We start from the raw sequence: 22,273 nt of genomic DNA, 5'->3' as shown, positions 1-22,273 counted from the left end.
AAACCCAGATCTCAAAGGTCTGGGCCCAGAAGCCCGCGCCGTACCGCCTAAGCGGTCGGCGTCGGGAGTACGTCACGGTGAGGGATGGAACGATCGCCAAGGCAGTGAAAACCCGAATTAACTGGGCATCTGCCAAATTTCAATTGTTTTGTCAGAACTAGCAGAGGCAATCGTTTTTCCCGTAGAAGCGATCGTGACAGCATTGACGCTATCGGTATGTTTGGTTAACGTATGAATGGCAGTGCCTTGACTTAAATCCCACAGTTTAATCGTCGTATCCGAACTGCCACTGACCAGCATTTTCCCAGCGGGACTTAAAGCAATTGAGTTGACGCTATCTTCATGTCCTTTCAGGGTGCTAATTTCTTCACCGGTGGTTAAATTCCACAGTTTAATTGTGGTATCGGCGCTGGCACTGATCAGGGTTCGATTATCGGGAGAAATAGCCAAGGAATTAATGCGATCGCTATGTCCGATTAAGGTAGCAATTTCCTCCCCTGCATTCAAATCCCACAGTTTAATCGTGGTATCCAAACTGCCGCTAGCTAAAAATTGCCCATTTCCACTCAGGGCCAGGGCATAAATTGCGCCTTCATGTCCTTGCAAGCTGATAATTTCTTTTCCCGTCACTGCATTCCACAATTTAATCGTGCGGTCCAAACTGCCACTGACTAATTGGGTGCCATCCGCACTCATTGCCACCGCACTCACCCATTCCGGATGAGCCGATTTCGTAAACAGAAGTTGACCGGTTTTAACTTTCCATAATTTTATCGTTTTATCGTTACTTCCACTGGCTAACGTCCAACCATTTTGACTGATAGCCACCGCATTCACCGGATAAGAATGACCGGAAAGCGTGCGAATTTCAGCAGCGGTTTGCAGATTCCAAAGTTTGATAGTTTTGTCCCAACTGCCACTGACGAGAAGCTTGCCTTCCTGGGCGATCGCCAGGGCGCTGACCGACCGAAAATGTCCTTTTAACGTGGCGTAGGATTGGATAGCCGGTTGGGTTAAAACTTCTACGGTTGGCGTCACCGTGGGGGAGGGATTGGTAGGTTCGGGTGGCGGCGATTCTGGCGGATTTAATTGAGACCGAAGCCGCGTATTTTCCGTCGCGAGGCGGTGGAGTTCTTGCTGCGATCGCTCTAGTTTAGCTTGCTGCGATCGCCTCTCGCTCCACCGTTGTCGCGCCCAAGCAATTTTCGCCCGTTCTTTTTGTAAAATAAGGCGACGAATAGGTGCAGCTATTTTTGCCGGATAGGGCGTTAAATCCCAGCCACACACCGAACAGCGCGGCGGCTTTTCTGGCGAGAATTCGGTTTGGCATACGGGACATTTCGTCATTATTCAAGTGGTGTTTTTAGCCGAGAATGCAATTCAACGAAGAGGACAGAGAAGGTTTCCGAGGATTTGTGGCTGATTATTGAGCAATATTTGGGTAAGCCAGGGAGTAAACTGCAACAAAAAGATAGAAAAAATCAATCAGATACGCCCCAAATTCTAATTTTTCCATCATCAGACCCGGTGACAATTTTATCCCCTTCAGGAGAGATGGTACTGCAGAGGATGTAACTATCATATCCGGACATATTTTTGTTAGCCGATATGGTGTGGATGGGGGTTGCCTTATCCAGATTCCAAATTTTAATCTTGCCATCATCGGAACTGCTAGCAATCGTGCGGTTCTGACTAATTGAAACAGACATGACCGCACTGGTATGATCCGAGAGGGTATGTAATAATTTTCCGGTGCCGAGATTCCAGAGACGGACCGTGGTATCGTTACTGCCACTCGCGAGAATATTGCCATCATCGCTAATTTCCACAGAAGAGACCGATCCGGTATGTTCGGTGAGGGTATGGAGGAGTTCGCCGGTGAGCAGATTGCGGATTTTAATCATATTATCATTACTGCCACTAGCGAGCATATTGCCTTGGGGGCTAATAGCCAGAGAACGAACGGCGCTAGCATGACCGTAGAACGTGCCGAGTAATTCTTGGGTATTGAGATTCCAGAGTTTAATCATTTTATCAGCACCGCCACTGGCGAGGGTATTGCCTTTTGGGGTAAAGGTGACCGTATTCACCCATCCGGTATGACCTCGGAGGGTAAACATCAATTTGCCGGTCGCGATATGCCAGAGTTTGATGGTATTATCGCCGCTACCACTTGCGAGTAATTCGCCATTGGGACTAATAGCCAGAGCGATCGCAGAACCGGCATGACCCGAGAGGGTTTTAATGGGTTTGCCGGTATTGAGTTCCCAGAGTTTAATCGTGCGATCGTTACTGCCCGTAACCAGAAAATGGCCGTGGGGATCGATAGCCACAGCGCGCACCGCTTTTTCATGTTCTAGCACGTGGAGGCATCGGAAAAAGCGATAGGGTTGATATTCTTCTAAAGCCATTTTGGCTTTTTCCGAATGACTGCGCTTTAACAAAGCGTAAGCCATGCGCTGAACTGCTTCTGAAGAATCGGCCATTGCACAAATCAAAGCATCCACCATTTCCGATTCAAATCGGCTTTCGCTGGAGGTGCTTTGTGACTGGTGGAGGGAATCTTTTAACTGTTCGATTTCCGCTTGTAAAGAACTCACCCGTTCTCGTTCGCGATCGAGCTGTTCGATGAGAAGCGCTCGTTCCTGTTGCGATTCTTCCAACTGCCCTTGTAACTCGCGAATGGCGAGGCCATCACCGCCACTGGGTTGCGTTAATTGCTCGATTTCGCGAGAGAGCTTCGCGAGCATTTCGGGCAATCCTTCATCACCCAAACCATCTAAACGAGCCTGAACTTGTCCGATTTGTTCTTGCAAAAGTCCGCGCTCCTGATTCACTTGTTGTAACTGAGAAAACAGTTGATTGAGTTTTTGTTCGACTTGTTTTTGCGTCATTTGACGCAGATTTCGTTCTTCGGTAAAGTATTTTTTAATTTGATAGCGATCGAATCGGTCTTCCTCCATTCCCGATAACACGCTATCCACTCGTTCTTGTAAAATTGTTCGTTCTTTCGTCGCATGTTCAAATCGTCCCCAAACTTTCGAGATTTGGCGTTCGATATCGGCAAGTTTCCACTCTAAACCTTTGATAGAGGAGTCCTTTTCATTAACCCGCTCCCACATTTTTCGCGCCCAAAATAGTTTCGCCTGTTCTTTAGCTAAAGAGGCTTCAGATAACGAGCCACCCTCAGAAGGATCCACGGATCTCAGATCCCAGCCACAGGTTTGGCATAAGGTGTCTTCTCCCGCAATATATTCACTTCCACAAACTGGACATTCAGACACACCCAACCTCACGCTCTGCATCGTCTCTCTCCGCCCGGAGGGATGATTTTCACCGCCAGGGGAATTTACTCCGATCTTAAATAACTGCACCCAGAAGGTGCAGATAAAATACCCCTCTGATTGCTGAATGCTGGAGTTTTCACCTTACATTTTCACCCCTAACCTGGGGGATGCAGACCAGAGTGGGGTTTAATTGGTGATTGGCTCTGTGGGAGAATAGGCTCCATTTTGCCAGATTTCTCCCGCCCTTGCTCAAGTGCATTCTAACGCTCCAGTCGGCGGCAAGGGGCGATCGCCCCGGGATGAAACAATCATGGGTGGCATTTTTTTCCTTGCCCTTTTCTCCATGCAAATGGAACCACGCCGATGGATAAGCACTGATGCAAAATAAGCAACTCAGTTTGCTCAAACCGGTACCGTAGGGTGGGCGGTACCCACCTACTGCGAGGCCCGCAGGTTCAGAGATGAGAATGCAGTGCCGAGAAGCGTTATATCATGCCTAACAGAACCGCATGAACCCGTTCGTACTCCTGGTGCAATTCTGAGGCGATCGCCGATGCTTCTGGGGGCAAAGGGTCTCCCGTATCGAAAGTCGCGCAGACCATCATTTCCAGTTGCTTGCTCGACTTTGCCAGAGCGGTAGCGCCCAGGGTAGCACTGGTAGACTTGAGGGTATGAGCCGCGCGCAGCAGAGTTTCCATATCCGATTCAGATATAGAAGCGTCGATTTGTTCGAGCAAAGTCGGCAGATCCGAGAGATAGCTTTGCACCACCTCAGCAAAACCTTCCGGGTCATCCTCACCCACCATTTCTCGCAACATATCCACAGCTTTGAAATCGATAGAAGTCGATGGAGAGGGCGTAGGAGAATGTGCCTCGCGGGCGGAGGGTTGGGGCAAAGAAGCGTCAGTCATGTCAGCAGGTTTGTTACTAGGAGATTGAGAAGGAGTCATGGTTTGCGATTCCGGGGTGAGTTCTATAGTTGGAGTGGGCGGGGGGGTCGGCGAAACTGGAGCCACGTGACATTGAGCCAGGATTGCGGTGAGTGCCTCCATGCGGATTGGCTTGCTGAGATATTCATCCATTCCCGCCGCCAGACAGATTTCGCGATCGCCCTGCATAGCATTAGCCGTCATGGCGATAATCCAGGGGCGACCATTCGCAGAAACATCCTTGCGGACCGGCCATTCCCCACAGATCTGACGCGCCGCTTCCAACCCATCCATCACCGGCATTTGCACGTCCATCAGCACCACATCATAACTTTGGCGCTTCAGAGCTTCGATCGCTTCCAATCCATTACCGGCCACATCTGCCCGATATCCGAGGCGCTGCAAAATCCGCAGGGCCACTTTTTGGTTAACCACATTATCCTCAGCCAACAGCACCTTGAGATTTTTCGGTTCGGCGGCGCTGCGCTCAGGCTGTGCGCCGCCATCCGCCGCACCCGAAGCCACTGTAGAACCGCGAGACTTGCGCGATCGCACCCGCATCGGATAGCGAGAGAAAATCCCCACCAACACATCATAAAGCTGAGATTGTTTGATCGGCTTATTCAAAAACGCCGCAAAATGAATCCCCGAGGTTTTCACATCCACCGGGATCCGACCGATCGAAGTCAGCATCACCAAAGGCAAGCGATCGCCCCCCGGCAACTTACGGATCTGCGATGCCAAGGTTAACCCATCCATCTCGGGCATTTGCATATCCAAAATTGCCAGATCGAAATTCCCCACCCCCGGGCGCAACGCTTCCAGGGCCTCCATGCCCGATGCCGCCGTCTGCGGAACCATTCCCCAGGATTCACCTTGGCGGGTGAGAATTTTGCGATTTGTGGCATTATCGTCCACAATCAGCACCCGCTTCCCGCTCAATTGCGGCACATTATCCTGCAAAGGAGTGGTGGGGATCTCGTTGGTTTGTTCGGCGAGGATGGTGAAATAAAACGTCGAGCCAATCCCCTCTTGACTTTCCACCCACATGGTGCCCCCCATCAGTTCGCTGAGGCGCTTGCTAATCGCCAATCCCAAGCCGGTGCCGCCATATTTGCGCGTAGTGGAGGAATCCACCTGCGAGAACGACTTAAACAACCGTTCCATGCGCTGTTCGGGAATTCCGATGCCGGTATCGCGCACTGCCAATTGCAGGTGGTAAAGCTTCGACCGGGGGGAATCGGAACGTGGCAGCCCCGAGGGTTCAGACGGCGGGTCTACTCTCTTCACCGACACCACCACTTCTCCGCGATCGGTAAATTTCACCGCATTGCTCAGCAGGTTCACCAAAATTTGCCGCAGGCGGGTGACATCGCCGACAATGCCCAGGGGGGTATCTGGATGGATGATATAGGCCAATTCCAACCCTTTTTCAGCCGCTCTAGAGGCCACTAAATCCAGAGATTCTTCAACGCACAATTGCAGATTAAATGGTTGTTCTTCCAGTTCTAGTTTGCCCGACTCGATTTTCGAGAAATCCAGGATATCGTTGATAATCGTCAGCAGGGCATCGCCACTGGTGCGGATGGTTTCTACAAAGTCGCGCTGATCTGCGGTTAAATCCGTATCCAGGAGCAGACCGGTCATGCCGATGACGGCATTCATCGGCGTGCGGATTTCGTGGCTCATGGTGGCCAGGAATTCGCTTTTGGCACGGTTGGCGGTTTCGGCACTGGTGCGCGCTTGTTCTAAGGCCAAATTTTGCTCGGCCACAAGCTCCCGGGCGCGGGTTTCTTGTTCGAGCAATTGGGCTTGGGCTAAGGCGATACCCACTTGTTCGGCCACAGCTTCGAGCAATTGGATTTCCTCGCGCCGCCAGCGGCGGAAGTAGCGCACTTGATGCAACCCGATTACCCCGTTGGGGGCGTCTTGGTAGGAGGTTCGCACCGCCAACATGGATTTGAGACCGATATACTGGCACACTTCCGTCGCATTTTTCAGCAGCGGATCCTTGTAAACGTCATTCGAGGCGATCGCTTCATCTTGGGCGAGTACCTGCTGAATGTGCATGTTGCCTTCCATCGGCACCAAGGGGACCTCGAGTTCCAACATCGAGGACGACCCCGCCTCTAAATACTCGGCCACTACGGGAACTTGGGGTTCCGGTTCGCTCAGGTAAGCGTGAATCAAGCAGCGATCGACCTCAAATGCCCGCCCGATTTGGGTGGCTGTGGTTTGAAAAATCTGCTGCGCGTCGAGGCTTTGGCGAATTTCTCGGGTAATTTGTTCGAGGAGCAAACTGCGATGCAGTTGCTGTTGCAGGGCCGTTTGGGTGGTGTTGCGCTCGATTTCGCCGCCGATCCACTGGGCCATGAGCTTCATCAGCTCTCGATCCACCGCTTTGAAGGTCTGGCGGCGCGGGTTGGGACTGAAAAAGCTCAGGGTGCCATATACCTGCCCTTCTACCATCAATCGCGCGCCAATATAGGATTCCAGGCAACGGGCTTTGTATGCTGGATGGTTGCGCCACTCGGATTCGGCGGCGACTTCGATGCAGATGGGTTCGTTTGAATAGGCGGTGGCGGAGCAATAGCTCAGGTCGAGATTGAAGGCGTCTCCTTTGGCGATTTTGATCGGGGCACTCTGGGGAAGTCGGGCGGCGATCGCTTCGTAACGCAGGGATTTCCCGGGCAGGGTTTCGGTATCGATCCCTTCAATGCGACTCACCATCCCGAGTTCTAACCCAAATCTCCGACATCCCATTTCCAGCATTCGCCCTAAGCGATGGTCAAAGTCGAGTTCGCGATCTGCGGTGACGGTATAAAGGGCGCGAATGGCGGCTTCGCTTTCTTTGAGCGACTCGATGGATCGGTTTTTTTCGGCTTCGGCTTGTTTGCGATCGGTGATATCGTTCAGGGTGCCGCTTAGGCCGGTCGTCGCTCCGGTTTCGTCTCGGTTGGCTTGCCCAAATACCTCCATCCATCGATAGCTTCCCTGTTTGGTTTGGTAGCGCACTTCTTCTTGACAGGAGTCTTTCTCTCTACCAATGAGCTGTTGTAAGTGCTCGGAGACGGTTTCGCGATCGTCGGGATGCAGGTACTCGATGCAGTTTTTCCCTTGGCTTTCTTCCAGACTAAATCCGGTAATCTCTGTCCAGGCGGGATTGAGAAAGGTCCAGGCCCCAGTGGCATCGGTTTGGAAAATCACTTCTTTGATGTTGTTCACCACGGAGCGATATTTGGCTTCGCTTTCTTGCAACTGTTGCGCCGCCTGCAGCCTTTCGGTGATATCCTGTACCATGCCAATGGCAAATTGGGCGTTGCCTAAAGCGTCTCGGACGATGGAAACATTCAAATTGACCCAGATTAAGGAGCCGTCTTTACAGATGTAGCGCTTTTCCATCTGGTAGCTGTCTAGGGTGCCGGCAACGACTTCCTGGAACAAGGGTATTTCTTTGGCGAGATCCTCGGGATGGGTAAATTCGCTAAACACCATTTGGCAGAGTTCTTCGCCGCTGTAACCGATCGTCTGTTGGAATGCCGGATTGCTTTTGACAATCCCACCATCGTCTAAACTGCCCAGCACAATGCCGATGCCGGCTTGCTCGAATATGGTTCGCAGTTGGGTTTCGCTTTCTTGCAGGGCGGCTTCGGCTTGGAAGCGATCGCTGATGTCTTGGAATACCCCAATCCCGGCAAAGATTTCCCCGCTTTCGTTGCGGACCGGTAAGGTGTGGAAGAGATAGTAACGGTGCGCGTAGGGCAGTTCGCGCACGGTGGCTTCCCCGTTGAGGGCGGCGCGGGTATCGGCTTCTATGGCGTCGCAGGTTTCGCGATCGAAGACTTCGGCGGCGGTTTTGCCTTCGAGTTGTTCTTTGGATAACCCTACATCGGCTAAACCGGCCCCTTCGGCAAGCAAATACCGTCCCTCGGTGTCGAACAGGAAGATGGCCCCGTTGGGAAAGTTGCTGGTAAGGGTGCGATACAGTTGCTCGCTTTGGCGCAGGGCTTGTTCGGAACGAATGCGATCGCTAATGTCGGTGGCGATGCCGATTAATCCGACGATCTCTCCTCTTTCGTCGCGCACTGGGGTGGTTTGATGTTCGAATACTACTTCGCCAAATTGGGAGATCCAGGTTTGTTCTTCTCCGGTGAGGGTGTTTTCTATCCCGCGCACTACCTCCGCGCGATCGGCATAGCACTGGAATATTGAACGACCCAGGTTTTCTGCGGCGCTGACGCCCAAGGTCCGCAATCCTTTCCCTTCAAATAGGGTGATGGTTCCTTGGCTGTCGGTGGCGTACAACACGATGGGGGCGTTGATGACTACGGTGCGAAGTCTCGATTCGCTTTCGCGCAGGGCGGCTTCGACGCGCTGGCGTTCGTTGATTTCTTGCAGCAGTTCGTCGTTGGCGGTTTGCAGTTGTTCGGTGCGTTCTTCTACCCGCCGTTCTAGTTGGGCGTTGAGTTCTCGGATCTCGGCTTCGGCTTGGAAGCGTTCGCTGATATCTTCTACCATGCTGACGAGAAATTTGGGTTCGTCGTCGGCGTCGGTGATGTCTGAGGCGATCGCTCTGGCAATGATGATTTGCCGATCTTTGCGAATTAACCGTTTTTCTAATTCGTAGTTGCTGCGTTCTTTGGCGGTGAGTTCTCGCTGTAGTTCGTTTTCGCGATCGCGGGTCTCCTCGTCGGCGCTTAACTCGCTTAAGGTCAGATTTTCTAGTTCTGACTCCTGGTAGCCCATCATCTGCTGCAAGGCCCGATTGGTTTTGATAATCTTTCCGTCTAGGGTGGCGATCGCTATCCCCATCGCCGATCCTTCAAATACGGTCCGAAACAGGGCTTCGTTTTGTCGCAGTTCGGTCTCGACTTCCTCTCGGATGCTAATCTCTTTTTGCAGTTCTTGATTCGCCATCTCTAGCTGCACCGGCGAGGGCAAGGCTAGGGCTTTCGGCATTAAGGGCACGATCGCAATGGCAGTGGCAAGAGAAACGCCGGCTGTGATGGCTTTAATCCCTCCGGATATCCAATAGTCGGGATGCCACAAGGTCCAGACTCCCATCAGATGGGTGGTGCCGCAGGAGATGATAAAGGCTCCAAATAACAGAAAAATCCAGCTAAATGGCAAATCGTTCCGCTTGCGGATGAAATACAGCAGCATCAGGGGAATGGCATAATAGGAAAGCGCAATGACTGCATCGGATATCAGATGCAACCATACCAATCCGGGCTTCCACAAGTAGCAATGTCCGTGTGGAATAAATGCGAAAATCTCCATCCAGTTCGCCTTCGGCATCCCGTTCTGGAACATCATGGTTTCTAAAAGTGTTTCTAAACCTATCAGCATTACGCCCTCATTCGATCTGCTAATCGCTGGCCCCAAGTTTCTCTCTTGCATTTTAGCTGAGGGGCACTGTCTGTGCCTATGAAATAGTCTTCCCCTTTTCCCCCCCCTATCCCCTTCAGCTTACAGTTTTTGACCTGTTGCGGTTCGTTCTCGAGGCAAGTTAACCTGGTTGTTATCTTTTTTTTAGTTTTTCCGCCCCGGATGGAACCGTTGCGATTGCCCTTGCACTCTCATGGTTTTTTGCGTGGCTTCCCCCTCGCGCAATTTGCTTTTTTCAGTTAAAATTGGTTGGGGTCGCTCCTGCCTGTATTTTGGGCGGTTGTGCGGCTCCCTGGGGCTAGCCTCTGACTCCCACCGCACAATTCTTGGCCTCGAGTTGCTCCCGGCGGGTTCGCCACACTCAATATTAATGACGAATTATCACCATCGAATTATGCCAGATTCTTTAATGTATCAAAATGACGAGTATTTTGTGGTCCTCGAAGCCGACGCCGATGAGGAAATTCTCAGCGCTGCGGAACTGCTCGAGAAGCTCAAACAAGTGTTAGGCGATCGGCAAGGAAATTTACCCAGAGACTTGCTGAAATTTAATACCGTGGAAGAACAAGCCCAATATCTACTAGAAAATGATTGCGAATTTGACGTAGCTCCCGGTCACTTTTTGCAGTGGTATGTCGTGCGTCTGGAAAAATAATTTTTCTCCGTTTTCTGGATATTTGCACTTCCTAATTCTTTGTTTCTGTACCGGGCTAAAAACTAACGATAGAGAGGTTAGGGACAAGAAAATACCTTGTCCCTATTGGCTGGTTCTTGTTAAAAACGGGATTAGGCTGCGTTTTTATCGGTGCGATTCAAACTAATTAACGCCACCTCTACGCGATTTTCGGCAGGTTGATTGACTTCTACTCGAATGCCCGGACCGAAAAACTTGGTCATTTTTTCTTGCTTTTCTTGCCAGGTAGATAGGGGAATTTTCGGCGAATCAAATTCTAAAATTAAAGCATAAGCATCGTCTATTTTCATTTCCCGAATGCCTTCGAGGAGGGGTCTGGCTTCATCCGAGGGACTCAACCCCAAGCGGGCGAGGGTATCGTCGAGATGGGCTTCTTGCCCGTAACGATAGCGGGTGACATCTTTGCGAATTTGATTTTGAATTGGGGTCGCCAATTGTTCTCGCAAGTCGAGGATTTCCGGTGGGGTGGGTTGGGAAAATGGCAGGGGTTTGAGTTCGGCTGCTTTGAGGGCTAAACCGCCGAGTAACAGGGGAATGCCGTAAAAAAAGCCCGCCAGATTTAACGTGGCATAGTCGTTGAAATAAGCGTAGAAGCCGACGACGGTGATAATACCGCCGACTGCTAAACCGAGGGTTCCTAAAGAAGTTTGACGTAACATCAGAAGAGGTTGGGTTGAGTGTAATTCCAGGGCGGTTTTTTTTATTTTCCCCGGTTATGGCAAAAGTGTCTCATGTTTTGGGGCGAGTTTTTCACCCGGGGTCAATTCTGAGGGGCGCAATCGTGCAGGTGAGGGGGTGCGATCGCCCTTCAAACGGCTTCACATCAGCCCGCCACCCGATTTACCCTTGACATTTTTGACAATTTATGATAATAAACTGCCCCACTGCAAATTCCAGCCACCGCATCCCAGGGGGGCTAAAATAAACGGTATGCCACATGGAGCATTACCAAGCTAAATCAATGGACGAACAGAAACTCAGAGAACGGATTGAGGCGATCGCTAGCAAACGCGCTTCCCTAGAGCAACTCTTAGAACAACCCAACCTCGGCACGCTCAGAATTGACGTGAACCAAGCCCTAGAAGAAATCGACGATTTGATTGACGAATTCAACCGTACCTTTCCGGAACAACCCATGACTTAATCCCTCGTTGCTCGTTCTCAGGAAAAACCTGGGAACGAGTCAAATCAGAGGCGGATATCCCAGGGTTTGGGGATTAAATCTAGTGACCTTGTTGCAGGGCCATTTCCATCAAAATATTGTGGGAACTTTGCTCGCTGGCTTTATCCTCGCAACGACGTTTCACATAAGAACCATCCGGTTGCAAATCCCAGGCTTGACGGTTATCCGCGAGCATAATGCCGAGAATTTCTTGTAAATCTTTAGACAAATCCGGGTCTTCTACCGGGGCGATCGCTTCCACGCGCCGGTTGAGATTGCGCGGCATCCAGTCAGCACTGCCAATAAACACCTCTTCGTCACCATTATTGTGAAAATAAAAAATCCGCGAATGCTCCAAATAGCGCCCCACAATACTGATAATGCGGATATTTTCGCTCACCCGAGCAACCCCGGGACGCAAACAACAAATCCCGCGCACGATTAAATCGATTTTCACGCCAGCGCGAGAAGCTTCGTAGAGTTTGGCAATAATTTTCTGGTCTACCAAAGAATTCATTTTGGCCACGATCCGACCCCCCAGACCATTTTTGCAATTTTCGATTTCCCGTTGGATCAGGGCCATCATGCGATCGCGAATATTCACCGGTGCCACCAGCAGTTTGCGATAAGAGCGCTGGCGGGAATAGCCGGTCAAATAATTAAACAAATCAGTCAAATCCGCGCCCAAATCATCCCGACAGGTAATCAACCCCAAATCCGTATAGATCCGAGCGGTTTTCGGGTTATAATTCCCGGTACCAATATGCACGTAGCGGCGGATGCCATCGGTTTCGCGGCGCACTACCATTGCGGTTTTGGTATGGGTCTTTAACCCCACCAAACCATAAACCACATGAACGCCAACTTTCTCCAACTTTCGCGCCCAAAGAATATTATTTTCCTCATCAAACCGGGCTTTCAGTTCCACCAACACCGCCACTTGCTTGCCATTTTCGGCGGCGGCGATCAAGGCATTGACGATCGGGGAGTCGCCGGAGGTGCGGTAGAGGGTCATTTTAATGGCTAATACTGCCGGATCGTAAGCCGCCTGGGTAATGAAACGCTGCACCGTAGCGGCAAAAGAGTGATAGGGATGGTGGAGGAGCAGATCTCGGGCGCGGATGGCGGCAAATAAATCTTCGGTTTCGTCAATCTCCACGTTATTGGGATCTTGGGGCAGTTCGCCTAAGTTGCGAAACGGCGGCGGGATCACGGGGTTCCAGGGCGGGTCTTTCAATTCTGGCAGGGGCAAACTCATAAAGCTCATCAAGTCCCCGAGACCTAACAAACCTTCCACTTTATAAACCTCATGGTGGGTGAGGCCCATTTCTTGGGTGAGCATTTCGCGCACGGAGGTGGGCATATCGGCTTGAATTTCCATTCGCACCACCGATCCGCCCACGCGCCGTTTGCGTAGTTCCTGCTCGATCGCCAGGAGCAAGTCGTCGGCTTCTTGTTCTTCTAAGGCGATGTCGGCATTGCGGGTAATTCGGAAGGGATGATATTCCAAAATGTTCATCCCGGGGAAGAGAAATTCTAGGTTATGGGCGATCGCCTGTTCTAGAGGGACGAACTGCCAGAGTTTTCGGGTTTCTGGTGACTGAGAGCCTGAGCTATCGCGCACCTGTAGGGGAAGTTGCACAAACCGAGGCAGAACTCTGGGGACTTTCACCCGGGCAAAATATTCTTGTTCTGTCTCGGGGTCTTTGACGACTACGGCTAGGTTCAAGCTGAGGTTGGAGATGTAGGGAAAGGGATGTCCCGGATCCACGGCGAGGGGGGTGAGTACGGGAAAGATTTCTTCTTCAAAGAAGCGTTGCAGGTAGGTTCGCTGTTCTTGGTTGAGGTCCATGTAGTCGAGGATGTGGATGCCATGCTCGACTAATAGGGGTCGCAGTTGGGTGTGAAAGTGGTGGTGCTGTTGGGCGACGATCGGGTGCAGGCGATCGCTGATGGCATCGAGTTGTTCTTGGGGCGTGCGACCATCTGGGGTGAGGGAAGACACCTGGGCTTCCACCTGCTGCTTGAGTCCCGCAACCCGCACCATGAAAAATTCATCGAGGTTGGAGCTAAAAATGGCTAAAAATTTCAGCCGTTCTAGCAGGGGGGTGCGCTCGTCTAGAGCTTCGTACAATACCCGATAATTAAACTCGACCCAGCTCAGTTCGCGGTTAAAGTAGTATTGCGGATCTTTCAAATTAATCTCAGTTGTTTTGCCCTGAGTTTTCTTCGTTTTTGCCATTTTTCTGCTGTGTTGTAAACATTTATCCGATTTTTTGGCATTCCCCAAAAAATTTCTAACTCAATACGGTAAAGGAGTTTGGTTTGGGTTGGGGCGCTTCGGAGATGAGGTTGGAGGGGATAAAGGAATTTCCCCTGAGAAATGTTATCTAAAATACTTCTGCTTCGATGCCAACCCACCACTCGCCGAGGTTCATCAAGTCGTGATGAATGTCGGCGAGTTCTGTGGCGTATTCTTCGGGGGAAAGCTGCGATCGCCGCTCTTGCAGTTTTTTCAAGCGCAGTTGCACGAGCAACCAAGGTTTGGCGATCGCATCGCTGGCTTCTATATACTGTCCTAACTGTTCGCTGTTCATGCCACGGTAAATCAATGGTGGATTATGCCCTTATCTTAAGATGTCTGTTGAAGCGATCGCCTAATTTTCTCGATCGTATTTTCCCGACCTTGTAGCTCGCTCCCCTCTCTGGATCCATAAAAAAAACAGCCACGAGTGGAGTCGTGACTGTTTTTTTTGCGCAGTTGAGCGATCGCGGGGTTTGGAGAAAGTCCCTGGGGAGAAAGCACCTGAAGAGGTTTGAGGTTGAGGGCGTCAACCCCACAGGGCTTTTCTCATGCCCCAGGGGCGATCGGCGTTCCGAGGCGGCTTTCTACGCCTTTTTCATTTGTTCGGCGACGAAATCCCAGTTCACCAAATTGTCGAGGTAGCTGCTCACGAAATCGGGGCGCTTGTTTTGATAGTCGAGGTAGTAAGCGTGTTCCCAAACATCCACGGTGAGCAGGGGAGTTTGCCCCATCGCGATCGGGTTGACGGCGTTGGGGGTTTTGGTGACTTTCAGGGTGCCATTGTCGAGCACCAGCCATGCCCAACCGCTACCAAACTGGGTTTTGGCGGCGGTGGTGAATTCTTCTTTAAATTTGTCGAAGCTGCCAAAGTCGGATTTGATTTTCTCGGCAAGTTCGCCGGTGGGTTCGCCACCGCCACCGGGTTTCATGCAGTTCCAGTAGAAGGTGTGGTTCCAGGCTTGGGCGGCATTGTTGAATAAGCCAGATTTGGAAGCGTCATTGTAGGTTGCTTTGATGACTTCTTCAATGGACTTGTCGTCCATGCCGGCGCTTTTCACCATCTCGTTGTAGTTGTTCACGTACTTGGCATGGTGCTTGTCGTGGTGAAATTCCAGGGTCTGCTTCGACATGTGTGGCTCTAGGGCGCTGTAGTCGTAGGGTAAAGCTGGCAGTTCGTATCCCATCGCGTTCTTCCTCTCTTCTATAAGTGTTGGTTAGTGTTCTTTTGTGTTGGTCGCTTTCGCCGATCGGCGATTCACCCGATCCTCGGTTCGGATTCGGGCCAGCAACCTGCCTTCTGATAGGATTTTATATCAAAAGTTACAAAACGATCCAACTTTTGCGGGGAAATCTGTCTTTGGATAGAGTAGGAAAGGGCGATCGCGGTTGCGGCAGAGGCCAAATTGGAGCCAGTTTGTTGCCACAGGCCCCCTCTGGAACAATGACCCTGTGGATCCCGAACCTCGTCACCCTTCTCGCACCCCTCCCCCCCCTTGCATCGATAGGGGTCGCGTTTCACTGGCGGGCTAATTTTTCTGCCCACAGTGCTGCAACCGCTCTAAGAAAATCATCCGATCGCGACCTTGGTTTTTTGCCGCATATAGGGCTTCGTCTGCGGTGGCGATGAGCTGTTCGGGAGAATTTTGGCAGGCGGGAATTGTGCTAGCTACGCCGAGACTGAGGGTAACGGCGGAATTCACGATCGAGTCGGGATGCGAGAGTTGAAGCTGTTTGACCCGATCTCTAATGGTTTGTGCGAGGGCGATCGCCTCTTCTCTGGGGGTATTGGGCAAAATTGCCGCAAATTCTTCCCCGCCATATCTGGCGAGCAAATCCTCTGCATTCCTCATCGCTTCCTTCGCCGCGAGCGCGACTTGCTGCAAGCACTCGTCTCCGGCTTGATGACCGTAATAATCATTATATCGTTTAAAATAATCTAGGTCAAATAACACTAAGGAAATGGGCTGTTGTTTGCCAAACATTTCTGTCCATACCTGAGATAAATATTCATCAAATCGGCGACGATTCGCCACTTGGGTTAAACTATCCAAATTCACGAGGCGATTTAATTCTAAATTCGCTTGTTTTAATGCCGCTTCTGCATGTTTGCGCTGAATCATCGACCCGAGTTGACGAGCAAGGGCATCGATCAGTTGAAGCGATCGCCCCGAGGGTTGGAGGTCTTGACTCATAAAAAATACTAAAATCGCCAACACTTCCGGTTGATTTTGACTATTCTGCACCAAAATCGGTACCCCTAACGCTCCTTTAAGTCCCGCCAGCGTTGCCAATCTAGCGCGGGAAAGGTGTTCGCCGCTATCGTAGCCAATATTTTTGACCCATTCCATTTTTTGCGATCGCCACACTCGTCCCGCCAATCCCTCACCCAAGCTCAGGTGAAAGGTTTGACTGTGGCGACAAAATTCGTTTAAAATCCCTTCTCCAGCATACCACGCTTGTCGATACTTTAAGGAGGTTTTTTCTGCACTGGGCATCCAAGCTTCTCCAAATTGCCACTGCATCGTTTGACAAGTTTGCGATAAAATAATCCCAAACGCTGCATCTATATCGGCGGAATTGGCAAGCGCTTGTGTGGCAGTTAATAACAGTTGCAATTCTGCATTTTGATTCTCTAATTGTACTTGAATTTGCCGCAGCCGCAACTGACTTTCCACGCGCACCAAAACTTCGATGGGTTCAAAAGGCTTAGTGATATAATCCACCCCTCCCAGATTAAAGGCTTCGATTTTATCCAGGGTCGCATCCAATGCGCTGATAAAAATCACCGGAATGGCCCGGGTACTCTCCTGGGATTTGAGCTGCTTGCAGACTTCATACCCATTGATATCGGGCATTTTAATATCCAGTAAAATTAAATCGGGAGGTTCTATCTTCACCGACTGTAGTGCCAGCTTACCGTTTTTGGCCACCCGCACTTTATAGTTATGTTGATTCAGAATATGGGTCAATAAAATTAAATTGGTGGCGGTATCATCAACGATTAAGATATTTTGCTTCTCCCGTAAAAATTTTTCCCCAGTCATAGAGTTGCTTCCCGTGATTGTCTGTTGAACAGGAGAGCGCTTCTCATTTCTCCCTTGTTTTTAATGATAACAGTTTTTTGTTCGAGACTTGCTAATGGCTATGTGAAGTAATGGTAAAGCGAACTGGGCAGAGTACGGGGATTGTAACCGGTAGGGGGAAAGGGGAGAGAGTGGGAGAGTGAAAGTGGCGATCGCCAATCCGCCTAGGTGGGGGAAAAGGCATGGGGAGTTAATATCAGTGCCTTTTCTCCAAATCTTCACAAGACCATACCCCCTCGATTAATTCGATAATGGTTTCAAACTGAAATTCATTGGCGAGTTCGCGCAACCGTTGAGCCACAGCGGGATCGGATACGGCGATCTCGTCGAGATGCAGACTAATTTGGTCTAAGTCTCCTTTCATCAAATTGTGGTGAAAACTCGCCAGCAACTCTGCCGGTAAAGAGGCAATGCGATCGCGACTCAGGGTGGAAAACGCGGTTTCCCCTGCTGAGGATGGGGCGGGGGTTTCCTCTGGGATAAAACTCACCCCTAAATGGGTGGCGATCGCCGCAAAAATCTCCTCCTTTCGGAAGGGTTTGCGAATCAAATCATCGCACCCTGCCGCCAAAACTGCCGCTTTTTCTTCGGACAAAGCACTAGCGCTGATGGCAATAATTGGCGTATGTTCGCCTTGCGGAGTGGCTTTAATCCGACGGGTTGCTTCATACCCATCCATCCCGGGCATTTGCATATCCATCCAGATTAAATGCGGGCAAAACTCGGCACAAATTGCCACGGCTTGTTCGCCATTGAACGCTTGTTGGATTTCAAATCCTAACGGTTGGAGCAGTTTGACCAACAGTTGACAATTGGATGAGCGATCGTCTACCACTAACATTCGATAATTCGGTTGGTTGGCGGCTAGGGCGATCGCCCCGAGGGTTGGGGTCTGCCCCTCTACTTCACTGGGGCAGACGGGCTGGAGGGGAATCTCGAATCTAAAGGTGCTTCCCGTGGCGCGATCGCCCGTTGTTCCATCGTAATTAATTTCGCAGAACTCCGCCCCGGGAGTATAAGCTTTCCCGCCACTGATGACCGTTATGGTTCCCCCCATTAACCGCACGAATTGATAGCTGATATTCAATCCCAATCCCGTCCCCACTTGGGTGCGAATGCCGGCTTCGGCTTGGGAAAACGGTTGAAACAAACGCTCGAATTCTGATGCGGCAACCCCCGGCCCGGAGTCAGCAACTTCAAACAGAATCTTCCCGTTTTGGGCGAGACTGTGCGAACCGGAATTTTCCGGGTCTCTGGAGTCGCTGGGCATCACTTGCGCCCGGACCGTCACCCTTCCCTCTGGGGTGAATTTGACCGCATTTCCCAACAAATTAATCAACACTTGACGCAATTTTACTTCATCGCTGTAGATAAACGCCGGCAGGTCTTTATCCAGGTCAAATTGTAACTGCAACCTCTTTTCCCTGGTTTTTAAAACAAACATTTGTTCCACCTGTGCCAGTAACAGGTATAGGTTGAATTGATTCTCGTTCAAATTCATCCGTCCGGCTTCGATTTTCGACAAATCTAGCACACCGTCGATTAGGGTTAGCAAATGTTCTCCACTGCGGCGAACGATTTCGAGATTTTCTTGCTGTTCTGCGCTGAGGCGGGCGTCAGTCAGGAGCAGTTGAGAAAAGCCGAGAATGGCATTTAAAGGGGTTCGCAGTTCGTGGCTCATATTGGCCAAAAAGGTGCTTTTGGCGCGGTTGGCAGCCACGGCAGCCTCCACTGCTTGTTCTAGTTCGGCTTCTGCTTTTTTGCGCGCGGTAATATCCTCCACACAGCCGAGAATTTGCAGGGGTTGGCCGCTTTTATCGCGACTAAAGACCACTTCTCGGGCATTGAGCCAAATCCACTGGCCGGTTTTATGTTTGAATCGGTATTCGGTGGAGAGGATATCGCTGTCGCCTAGGTTGAAAAAGCGGGAGTTCACCTCCAGGCACAGGTGTCGATCGTCGGGATGAAAGTGTTCCATCAGCCATTGCGGACTTGCGCCGCAAATTTCTTCTGGGGAATAGCCGACAATGGCAGTGCTTTGACGGTTAATATAGATGCTGGTTCCTTGGATTAAGTCAAACAAATATAGCATTTGCGGCACCGCATCGGCAACTCTGTGCAGAAAATGCTCGCTTTGACGTAAGGCTTTTTCCACTCGGACGCGATCGCTGATATCCCGCCCCACGGCTTGATATTCTACTAAAGTCCCGGCACTATCGAAGATGCCGCGATGCACCCACTGCATCCAGCGAATTTGGCCGCGCGCGATCGCCCGCATTTCCATCGTCACTGCCGGGTTTTCTGGCGTCACGGAATTTAACTTTTGCCTCACATTTGGCCGATCTTCTTCAAAAATAGCCTTGTGATAGTGCGCCCCGACGGTGCGATCGCGCGTTAACTCAAAAAATCGGTAAAATGCTTCGTTGGCAAAGGTCATGGTGCCATCGGGCAAAAATCGCAAAATCAGTTCGGTCTGGTCCTCGAGAATGGCGCGATAGCGAGCCTCACTTTGTCGCAGAGCCTCTTCTGCCTCAAAGCGATCGGTAATGTCAGTAAAGGACGTCACCACCGCATAGGGTAGGGTGTCTCCCGCGCGAAACAGGGGTTGCGAGTTAATGGAAATCCAAGTTAGCCTCGCTTCGCCTTTATACAAGCCCATCACCACGTTAACGCAAGGTTCGCCGGTTTGCAAGGTCACGATCGCCGGGTGTTCTTCTCCGGGGAACGGCGAACCATCTTCGCGAATCGCTCGCCAGTGCGGATCTACAGAAGTCCGCCCCATCATCGCATCCTGGGATAAGCCGAGAATTCGTTCCGCACTGGCATTGCAGGTGCGAATCATCCCGCTGCGGTCTTGCAACACGATTCCCTCTGCCATTGCTGTCACCACCGAGCGATAGCGTTCTTCGCTTTCGGCTAAGGCGGCTTGTGCCATCCCGCGATCGGTGACGTCGCGCAGGATGCAAACCACTTCTTCCCCACCACTTTTCACGATCCGCGCCTCGTACCAATGATTCCCCTCCCCGGTTTCGATTTCCCATTCGTAGGTTTGCAGATTCCCGGTTTCTACCCCCAGGCGAAACCGTTCTCGCAACTCCGCTTTGATATTCTCCGCCCAGGGTAAGGCGTCTAAATTTTGACCGATGAGCTGTTCGGGGGGCATCCCCACCAGGCTCTCGGATGCTTTCACATCCAGCACCGTGCCATCCACTTGTTGCCGGAACATCATATCCGGAATTGCTTTTAACAGCGCTTGCATGTTTTCTTCTTTGGCGCGCAAGGCGGCTTCGGTTTGTTTGATCTCGGTAATGTCGGTGGAAATTCCGCAGATGGCATACACTCTGCCCTCTGCATCGGTTAGCGGCACTTTCACCGTTAAGTAGTGACGCCGTTGCTGGGTGGGTTTAATCGTTCCCACATCGTGAGAGCGCACGATTTTTCCGGTGGCGATCGCCTTGGCGTCGTTTTCTCGCACCGCAATGGCCATCTCTTCGGAAAAGAACTTAAAATCATCGGCACCGATAATCTCTGCCTTGCTCGCACAAAAGAGGCTTTCGCACAATCGATTCACGTAAGTAAACCGACCGTTTTTATCTTTTAGATAAATATATGCACCGCTATTTTCGATAATCGCCGATAGGGTTTGTTCGCTGCTTCGCAGTGCCGCTTCGATTTGTTTGCGATCGGCTATTTCTCGTTCTAATTGCTGATTGGATTCGGCCAGTTGGGCGGTGCGCTCTCGCACTTGCCGTTCTAGGGTGCGGTTGTAATCGGCTAGCAGTCGTTCGACTTTTTGGCGCTGGGTGATATCCACCGAGACGCCGATAAACCCGACAATCTCGCCGCAATCGTCGCGCCAAGCCGAGCCGATTCCTTCCAAGGTGCAACCGTTCATTTCGGCGATCTCGCGATAGGGTGCCCCCGTGCTCAGGGTGTTGCGGATTGCCGCGCAGATATTCGGTAAGTCGCGGCAATATTCAAAAATGGAAGTGCCCAAGGCTTCCCCGGGTTTGAGTCCTAACCCTTCTAACCCTTTCCCTTCCGAAACCGTCAAAATGCCCTGGCGATCGCACGCCCAAATAATCACCGGCAAATGCTGAATAATGGTACTAAGATAGGTGTCTTTCTGTCTCAGCTCGAATTGCGCTTGTTTCAGTTCGGTAATTTCCGAGAGGGTTCCCACATACCCCCTCACTCGACCGGCGGCATCTTTTTCGGCAATGGCTTGCCCCAACACCCACACCTGGGTGCCATCGGGTCGCAAACAGCGGTATTCGCAATTAAACGGAGTGCCGCGATCCACGAACTCGGACCACCCTTTGACCACCCGATCGCGATCGTCGGGATGCAAGGTTTTCATCCACCCGACCCCCATTGCTTCTGATTCCGACAAGCCAAGGGTTTCAAAACTGCGCGGGTTGCCATGTTGGCAATTCCCTTCGGCGTCGATGCGGAAAATCGCCACCCGGGCCGCTTGGGCTAAGGCGGCGTAGCGCCGATCGCTTTCCACTCGGGCAATTTCGCCTGCAACGCGATCGGTGATGTCGATGGCTATCCCACTGACCACCCAATATTCCCCCCCGGGGTGTTTTGTGGCGCTCAGGGTATGGGCAATCCAGCGCAGGCTACCATTTTTGTGCCGAAATCGATATTCTAGGGTAATTTTTCCGCCGCCGTAGAGACGCGCGTACCCAGGCTCTAGAATGGTCTGTCTATCTTCTGCGGGAATTCTCGATTCCCATAATTGCGGATCGGCGGCGAGTTCTGCGGCGCTATAGCCCCAGAGGATTTCCGCACCGGGGGAAATGTATTCGCACTCCCAACTCTGGTTGGGGTAAAGGCGCAGGGAGGCGATGCAAGCGCCGGTGTCTTGCAATATCTGTTGCACTGGGGGTTCTGTGCCGATGGAATCTGCCGGTGCGGGGGCGGATTGGCGAGCTGCTTCTGGGGGGTCTGGGGGCTGAAATGTCATCACCGCACCGATTAGGGTGCGGTGAGGGTCAAATAAAGGAGCCGATCTCATGGACAAGCTGAGGACTTCGGTGTCTCGATGAATTTCGAGATCGGTGGCGATCGCGTTTTCTCCGCCGAGCGATCGCACCCACGGGAGGCGATCGCTCGGATAGGGTTCCTGGGTTCCGGCTCGATAAATTTGTCGTTGGGTTGGCATCTGGCAACCTTCGGCACTGCTCAACCATCGTTTCGCATGCGGATTGCTATAAGAAATGTTGCCTTCGATGTCCATCACTGCGACCCCGAGGGGTAACGCTTCGAGAATGTGATGAGACGGTTGTGGGGTAATTGGGGTTTGATTTCGGTGATTCATGGGGGCGATCGTGCGCTCTGGCAAGTGTTAAACTAAGCAATTCCGTCACCAGAACTACTCGTCTTCAGAACCGGACTTGAGATTTTCACCTCATCCGGC

The 22,273-nt window shown here is 51.4% G+C and carries 11 protein-coding genes; 2 read left to right on the top strand and 9 right to left on the bottom strand.

All coding sequences use genetic code 11. The features are described from left to right. Positions 1-117 precede the first annotated feature (117 nt). The 3 genes from LKK83_RS11165 to LKK83_RS11155 form a co-directional block, all read right to left on the bottom strand. Positions 118-1,347: a WD40 repeat domain-containing protein gene (locus tag LKK83_RS11165; protein ID WP_324631185.1), complete on the bottom strand. Its 1,230-nt coding sequence runs from the start codon at positions 1,345-1,347 to the stop codon at positions 118-120. Between the two features lie 134 nt (positions 1,348-1,481). Beyond that, on the bottom strand, positions 1,482-3,284 hold the full coding sequence (locus LKK83_RS11160) for a WD40 repeat domain-containing protein (RefSeq protein WP_324631184.1): 1,803 nt from the start codon (positions 3,282-3,284) through the stop codon (positions 1,482-1,484). 488 nt (positions 3,285-3,772) lie between these two features. Next, positions 3,773-9,532, bottom strand: coding sequence for a PAS domain S-box protein (locus LKK83_RS11155; protein ID WP_324631183.1), 5,760 nt, complete (start codon positions 9,530-9,532; stop codon positions 3,773-3,775). A 466-nt stretch (positions 9,533-9,998) separates the two neighbouring features. Between LKK83_RS11155 and LKK83_RS11150 the strand changes: the two genes are divergently transcribed. Next, positions 9,999-10,259: a chlororespiratory reduction protein 7 gene (locus LKK83_RS11150; RefSeq protein WP_324631182.1), complete on the top strand. Its 261-nt coding sequence runs from the start codon at positions 9,999-10,001 to the stop codon at positions 10,257-10,259. 131 nt (positions 10,260-10,390) lie between these two features. On the opposite strand, the gene LKK83_RS11145 is transcribed toward LKK83_RS11150, so the two are convergent. Then, the gene (locus tag LKK83_RS11145) at positions 10,391-10,957 is read right to left on the bottom strand and encodes a DUF2854 domain-containing protein (protein ID WP_324631181.1); all 567 of its coding nucleotides are present in this window, start codon (positions 10,955-10,957) and stop codon (positions 10,391-10,393) included. A gap of 302 nt (positions 10,958-11,259) precedes the next feature. Between LKK83_RS11145 and LKK83_RS11140 the strand changes: the two genes are divergently transcribed. Continuing rightward, a complete protein-coding gene (locus tag LKK83_RS11140) occupies positions 11,260-11,442 on the top strand; it encodes a hypothetical protein (RefSeq protein ID WP_324631180.1) in 183 nt (60 codons plus the stop codon). Positions 11,443-11,521: 79 nt separating this feature from the next. Here LKK83_RS11140 and ppk1 read toward each other — a convergent pair whose 3' ends face one another. The 5 genes from ppk1 to LKK83_RS11115 form a co-directional block, all read right to left on the bottom strand. Further along, on the bottom strand, positions 11,522-13,702 hold the full coding sequence (gene ppk1, locus LKK83_RS11135) for a polyphosphate kinase 1 (RefSeq protein WP_324631178.1): 2,181 nt from the start codon (positions 13,700-13,702) through the stop codon (positions 11,522-11,524). A 148-nt stretch (positions 13,703-13,850) separates the two neighbouring features. Further along, the gene (locus LKK83_RS11130) at positions 13,851-14,057 is read right to left on the bottom strand and encodes a hypothetical protein (protein WP_324631187.1); all 207 of its coding nucleotides are present in this window, start codon (positions 14,055-14,057) and stop codon (positions 13,851-13,853) included. Between the two features lie 292 nt (positions 14,058-14,349). Further along, positions 14,350-14,949 (bottom strand): superoxide dismutase, encoded by a 600-nt coding sequence (locus tag LKK83_RS11125; RefSeq protein ID WP_324631176.1) that lies wholly within the window; start codon positions 14,947-14,949, stop codon positions 14,350-14,352. Positions 14,950-15,291: 342 nt separating this feature from the next. Next, a complete protein-coding gene (locus LKK83_RS11120; RefSeq protein ID WP_324631175.1) occupies positions 15,292-16,809 on the bottom strand; it encodes a diguanylate cyclase domain-containing protein in 1,518 nt (505 codons plus the stop codon). Between the two features lie 235 nt (positions 16,810-17,044). Then, positions 17,045-22,174 carry a PAS domain S-box protein gene (locus LKK83_RS11115; protein WP_324631174.1) on the bottom strand — a complete coding sequence of 1,710 codons (5,130 nt, stop codon included), beginning with the start codon at positions 22,172-22,174 and terminating at the stop codon, positions 17,045-17,047. Positions 22,175-22,273: the final 99 nt, after the last annotated feature.

The organism is Phormidium sp. CCY1219, assembly GCF_035615515.1.
In the GTDB taxonomy this organism is placed as follows: Bacteria; Cyanobacteriota; Cyanobacteriia; order Cyanobacteriales; family Laspinemataceae; genus CCY1219.
This window is presented reverse-complemented; position numbering and strand designations above follow the sequence as displayed.

What these genes read in the sequence shown, in the direction of transcription:
- LKK83_RS11145 (WP_324631181.1), bottom strand. Translation starts at nt 10,957, where the DNA reads ATGTTACGTCAAACTTCTTTAGGAACCCTCGGTTTAGCAGTCGGCGGT.
- LKK83_RS11125 (WP_324631176.1), bottom strand. Translation starts at nt 14,949, where the DNA reads ATGGGATACGAACTGCCAGCTTTACCCTACGACTACAGCGCCCTAGAG.
- LKK83_RS11115 (WP_324631174.1), bottom strand. Translation starts at nt 22,174, where the DNA reads ATGAATCACCGAAATCAAACCCCAATTACCCCACAACCGTCTCATCAC.
- LKK83_RS11155 (WP_324631183.1), bottom strand. Translation starts at nt 9,532, where the DNA reads ATGATGTTCCAGAACGGGATGCCGAAGGCGAACTGGATGGAGATTTTC.
- LKK83_RS11150 (WP_324631182.1), top strand. Translation starts at nt 9,999, where the DNA reads ATGCCAGATTCTTTAATGTATCAAAATGACGAGTATTTTGTGGTCCTC.
- LKK83_RS11140 (WP_324631180.1), top strand. Translation starts at nt 11,260, where the DNA reads ATGGACGAACAGAAACTCAGAGAACGGATTGAGGCGATCGCTAGCAAA.
- LKK83_RS11165 (WP_324631185.1), bottom strand. Translation starts at nt 1,347, where the DNA reads ATGACGAAATGTCCCGTATGCCAAACCGAATTCTCGCCAGAAAAGCCG.
- LKK83_RS11130 (WP_324631187.1), bottom strand. Translation starts at nt 14,057, where the DNA reads ATGAACAGCGAACAGTTAGGACAGTATATAGAAGCCAGCGATGCGATC.
- LKK83_RS11120 (WP_324631175.1), bottom strand. Translation starts at nt 16,809, where the DNA reads ATGACTGGGGAAAAATTTTTACGGGAGAAGCAAAATATCTTAATCGTT.
- ppk1 (WP_324631178.1), bottom strand. Translation starts at nt 13,702, where the DNA reads ATGGCAAAAACGAAGAAAACTCAGGGCAAAACAACTGAGATTAATTTG.